The 4,171-nt window shown below is 67.6% G+C and carries 8 protein-coding genes; 1 reads left to right on the top strand and 7 read right to left on the bottom strand.

Annotated features, from left to right (window positions below; genetic code table 11):
- Window positions 1-635, top strand: a 635-nt coding sequence (locus MFF30_RS24500) for a glycoside hydrolase family 25 protein (RefSeq protein WP_238282800.1), incomplete at its 5' end; no start/stop codon positions are given.
- A gap of 85 nt (window positions 636-720) precedes the next feature.
- On the opposite strand, the gene trhA is transcribed toward MFF30_RS24500, so the two are convergent.
- The 7 genes from trhA to MFF30_RS24465 all read right to left on the bottom strand — a co-directional run.
- A complete protein-coding gene (gene trhA / locus MFF30_RS24495; protein ID WP_238282798.1) occupies window positions 721-1,401 on the bottom strand; it encodes a PAQR family membrane homeostasis protein TrhA in 681 nt (226 codons plus the stop codon).
- Between the two features lie 119 nt (window positions 1,402-1,520).
- Complete coding sequence (locus MFF30_RS24490) at window positions 1,521-1,730, bottom strand: hypothetical protein (RefSeq protein ID WP_238282796.1); 210 nt, start codon at window positions 1,728-1,730, stop codon at window positions 1,521-1,523.
- A gap of 143 nt (window positions 1,731-1,873) precedes the next feature.
- Window positions 1,874-3,010 (bottom strand): COX15/CtaA family protein, encoded by a 1,137-nt coding sequence (locus tag MFF30_RS24485; protein WP_283205935.1) that lies wholly within the window; start codon window positions 3,008-3,010, stop codon window positions 1,874-1,876.
- Window positions 3,011-3,083: 73 nt separating this feature from the next.
- On the bottom strand, window positions 3,084-3,248 hold the full coding sequence (locus tag MFF30_RS24480) for a hypothetical protein (protein ID WP_238282795.1): 165 nt from the start codon (window positions 3,246-3,248) through the stop codon (window positions 3,084-3,086).
- 77 nt (window positions 3,249-3,325) lie between these two features.
- The gene (locus MFF30_RS26305) at window positions 3,326-3,610 is read right to left on the bottom strand and encodes a hypothetical protein (protein ID WP_238282802.1); all 285 of its coding nucleotides are present in this window, start codon (window positions 3,608-3,610) and stop codon (window positions 3,326-3,328) included.
- A gap of 5 nt (window positions 3,611-3,615) precedes the next feature.
- The gene (locus tag MFF30_RS24470; protein ID WP_238282794.1) at window positions 3,616-3,801 is read right to left on the bottom strand and encodes a hypothetical protein; all 186 of its coding nucleotides are present in this window, start codon (window positions 3,799-3,801) and stop codon (window positions 3,616-3,618) included.
- A 173-nt stretch (window positions 3,802-3,974) separates the two neighbouring features.
- Window positions 3,975-4,171: adenine deaminase C-terminal domain-containing protein (locus MFF30_RS24465; protein ID WP_283205934.1), on the bottom strand; the 197-nt coding region annotated here is incomplete at its 5' end.

The raw sequence follows: 4,171 nt of genomic DNA, 5'->3' as shown, positions 1-4,171 counted from the left end.
TTGATGAAGGCGAACTGCGCGCCGCCGGCACGCAGTTCGCCTTCATCAAGGCGACGGAGGGCGGCGATCACGTGGATGAGCGCTTCCGCGCCAATTGGGATGGCGCCGCCCAGGCCGGTGTTCCGCGCGGAGCCTACCATTTCGTGTTCTGGTGCCGCTCGGCGCAGGACCAGATGGCCTGGTTCAAGAAGAACGTGCCGAACGATCCCACCGCCCTCCCCCCCGTCCTCGACGTGGAGTGGAACGGCCATTCGCAGCTCTGCCCCAAGAAGCTGCCCAAGGCCCAGGCCCTGGCGATGATCCGCTACATGCTCGACGAGATGGAGAGCTACACGGGCAAGCGCCCGATTATCTACACCGACATCACCTTCCATAAGGACGTGCTCGAGGACGAGCTGCCGGATTACCCGCACTGGGTCCGCTCGACCGCCGCCGAGCCCGAGCAGCGCTATGCCAAGCGCAAGTGGATGCTGTGGCAGTTCACCTCCACCGGCCGGGTGCCCGGCGTGCGCGGCGACGTCGATCGCAACGCGTTTTACGGCACCACCGCCGAATGGGCCTCGTTCCTCTCCACGGATTGCGACCCGCGCGAGCACCGCAGCTTGGCCGATCGGGGTCTCTGCTCGGGCAAGTAAGATCGAGCCTTACGCGGTCGTGCGGCCGCTGCTCTAAACGTGAAAATCCGGCCGCCGGGAGCGGTCGGATTTTTCGTGTGTGCCCTCAGATCCCGGCGCTCATCACCGTGCTGAGCACCGCGCCGAAGTGGCAGGCGGTCGCCGCCAGGACGAAGCCGTGCCAGATCGCATTCTGGTAAGGCAGGCTGCGCCAGATGTGGAAGATCACGCCCACCGAGTAGAGCAGGCCGCCGAAGGCCAGGAGCCAGAGGGCATCGGGGCCGAGCCGGCCGATGACGGCGTCATAGGCGACCACGCCGCTCCAGCCGAGGGTGAGGTAGAGACCGATCGCGGCGCGGTCGTAGCGGCCCGGCAGCGCCAGCTTCAGGGCCATGCCGATGGCTGCCACGATCCAGACTGTGCCGAGAAGGCCCCAGGCCGGGGTCCCGTCGCCCACGAGGGCGACGAGGGGCGTATAGGTCCCGGCGATCATAAGGTAAATCAGGGCATGGTCGGCGCGGCGAAGGAGCCATTTGCGCCGGGACACCGGCCACATGTTGTATGTGGCCGAGACGCCCAGCATCGAGACGAGGCCCGCTGCGTAGATGGCAACGCCAGCCCGTTCGACCCAATCGAGGGGTGAAAGCGCTGCGATCACCACGATGCCAATGGCACCGGCGACCCCAAGGGCGACACCGATCACGTGAATGGCGCCGTCCGCCAGCATCTCACGGCGCGTGTAGTTCCAGGTTACTCCCGATGGGCGTCCGTCGTCCGCTAATAGCATCGCCGACCTCCGGTTTATTTCCGGAGGCTACGCTTCAATCGGTTGCAGCGTTCCCTGCGGCAAATACCGACTCGTGTTCATCAACACCTATCTTTTCGACGTAGCGCAGTTGCCCTGCGTCAGCCTGGGAGGATGTTCGGATAGCGGCTGACGATGACGATCGCCCAAACGGCGCCAAGCAGACCGGACAGGCCGAGGATAAGGGGCCAAGGATGCGGCTTACGGGGAAGGGAGCCAGGGGCTTCCAACGGACGGGGCGTCGCGATCTCGGGTTGGCCGGGGGTTGCGGAGGGCGTTTTCGTGGCGCGTTCGATGTCGGCGTCCTGCATCCAGGTCTGATCCTCTCGTGTTCAGGGTCGGGGCTCCGCGACGGTGGAGGTCGTGGTCCCGACAGGGGCTTTGAACGTGCGAGGGATCAGAGTGGTTCGCTGCACTGCAAACGCGATGTGGTGATCCACACATCGCGAACGGATCAGGCGGCCCGGCCCGCCAGGGTCTCGAAGCCGAAGGGCGTTGTCGGGCTCTCGCGGCTCGGCGTCGCGGTGACGGACCGGGTGGCGCGGGCATGGACGGTCGCCATCGTCAGCACCGCCATCGCGAAGACCTGATGCGACAGGGCGGCCCAGAGGGGAACCGCGAGCAGCAGGGTGACGATGCCCAAGCCCGCCTGCGCGACGACGAGGCCGGCGATCCCCGTGGCACGCCGGGCGAGGCCCGAGCCCGGCCGCGTCCGGCGCGCGTCGAGGGCGTGCAGCAGCGCCAGCGCCAGCAGCAGATAGGCCGTCAGGCGGTGGTTGAACTGCACCAGGGTGAGGTTGTCGACGAAGTTCTCGATCCAGGGCGAGACCGCGAAGAGTTCATGCGCGGGCGGAACCAGCATGCCGTTCATGCTCGGCCAGGTGTTGTAGACCAGGCCGGCCTTCGACCCCGCCACGAGTCCGCCGAGGAAGATCTGCGCCAGTACGAGGCCCGTGATCGCCACGCCTGTCACGCGAAGGCGCGCGGGTTCGGGCGTCCCGACGCGCGGGCGCAGGCCGGCGGCGAGCCAGACCAGACCCGCCAGGATCAAACTGGCCGTGGTGAGGTGCAGGGCGAGTTTGAGAGGCGCCACCGCCGTCATCCCTGGCTGGAGGCCCGAGGCCACCATGATCCAGCCGATCGCGCCCTGCAATCCGCCGAGGAGTCCGAGCCCGAGGAGTCCGAGGCCGAGCCGCCGGGTCAACGCGCCGCGCCACCAGAACCAGAGCAGCGGCAGGAAGAAAACCAGGCCGACGACGCGCCCGAGGAGGCGGTGACCCCACTCCCAGCCGTAGAGCACCTTGAAGTCGGACAGCCCCATGCCCTGGTTGAGGATGCGGTACTGCGGCGTGTCCTTGTACTTGTCGAATTCCGCCGCCCAGGCCTCCGCCGAGAGCGGCGGGACCGCCCCTGTGACGGGACGCCACTCCGTGATGGAGAGGCCGGATCCGGTCAGTCGGGTCGCGCCACCGACCGCCACCATCCCGACGACGAGGGCCGCCAGAAGGTAGAGCCAAACCCTGACCGCACGTTGTCCTGCGGCGGGCGGCGACGCCGTCTCACCCGCTGTCGTCGCGTACCTTTCGGTCACGTCCCCTTGTGCCAAGTCGCATCCCCCATCCGGGCGGACGGCCCGTGTGGCCTGTCCGAAGATGGGAAGCGAGTTAGGCGAGGTAGGCGCTGTGGGCAACGCTCTGCGACGACGCACCGTCCGGAGCTGCGGAGCGCACCGCGTGCTCGACTGCGAGGTCCCGCTCGCGGTTGATCGAGAGGAGCGCCAGGGTGGCCACCACGAGCCAGGGCCCGGCAATTCCGATGAAGAAGGTCATCCGCCCGCCTATACCGCGCTTCACTTGGCTCAGGATGATAGGCGAGCCGGACCGCTTCGCAAGCTGCTTTGCGGCGATCAGGTCAACGCTTGGGCGAAATTCCAGGCCAGGCCCGCCAGGACGAGCGCTCCCAAGCAGCGCCGCCAGGGATTCACTCCGCGAATGATCTCGTCCAGGGCCCAGTAGGCCAGGGCCAGGGCGCCGAGCCCACGTAGCAGGATGCCGGCGCGGCCCTCGGGCGCGACCAGCCATTCGGTGAGCGCGCAGGCCGCGAAGACAAGGAGCGGCGCGTTCGGCGCCTGCGCGATCGTGATCGCTCCGGTCGTCCGGTCACGGAAGAACCAGTCGCGGGCGCGACGGATAGCGCTCAGGTCGGCACGCCCGTGTCGGCCCGGCGCATGGGGGCGCAGATCTCGGGCGAGGCCTTGTCGAGGTACTGGCAGGCATTGCGCAGATACCAGGCCCGAAGCTCGGGCTGGCCGGGGGCCACGTACATGCCCACGAGCACGAATGCTATGGCGCCGACGATGACGAGGGTGAGCAGGCTGCGCATGCGGCGACTCCGGAAGGACAGTTCCGCGTCCACCCGCGCGACAAAGAAACAGCCCGCCCACCGAAAAGCGGTGTGCAGGCTGATTGAGCTTGGGAGGAACGAGCGGCTGTTGAGACCTGCATCGACAACGGCGAGCCGCAGCGATGGTTCCCGCGCTCCGGCCAGGCTTTCGCTCAGGCGGCCTCGAACAGCGGCACGATGCGCATGCCCGGCACCAGGACGAGGCCCTTGTCGGTGATGCGGATCTCCGGGATCACCGAGAGCGGGATCAAGTTGAACCCCATGTAGGGAATGGTGCAACCGGCCCGGTCCCAGGCTTCCTTGAGCACCCGCACCTCCTCGGCAACGGCGGTGACGCGCTTGTCCGACA

It is taken from the genome of Methylobacterium goesingense, from assembly GCF_022179225.1.
Lineage (GTDB): Bacteria > Pseudomonadota > Alphaproteobacteria > Rhizobiales > Beijerinckiaceae > Methylobacterium > Methylobacterium goesingense.
This window is presented reverse-complemented; position numbering and strand designations above follow the sequence as displayed.